The organism is Pseudomonas sp. 1 R 17, assembly GCF_900067035.1.
Classification (GTDB): domain Bacteria; phylum Pseudomonadota; class Gammaproteobacteria; order Pseudomonadales; family Pseudomonadaceae; genus Aquipseudomonas; species Aquipseudomonas marginalis.
Map to the genome: position 1 here is coordinate 1 of NZ_FKLB01000008.1, position 346 is coordinate 346.

Below are 346 nucleotides of genomic sequence, written 5' to 3' on the forward strand. Positions count from 1 at the left end.
CCGGGGATGATGAGCCGACGTCCTACGAGCATGACAATGGCTTCGTACGGGTTGTAAGGCGGGGTCTGGCGGTCTGGAAGTACGAGCGTAACGACCAGGGCGATGTCATTCGTAAGATCGATCCCGACGGACATGTTACGGATTACAGCTACGACAAATACGGGCAACTGGTTGGGGTTTGGTACCCGGATCACAGTTGTCAGCGGCTGGTGTGGAATGAGCGGGGGCAACTGGTTAAGGAGCAGTTGCCCAATGGCGGGATCAAGCGGTATCGCTATGACGATCTTGGCCGTCAGGTGGCGCGCGAGGATGAGCATGGCGCGCTGACCCAGTATCAGTGGGACAG

The 346-nt window shown here is 58.1% G+C and carries 1 protein-coding gene; it reads left to right on the plus strand.

Annotated features, from left to right (window positions below):
• A partial coding sequence (locus BFP99_RS31625) for an RHS repeat domain-containing protein (protein ID WP_141690738.1) occupies window positions 1-346 on the plus strand: 346 nt, incomplete at both ends.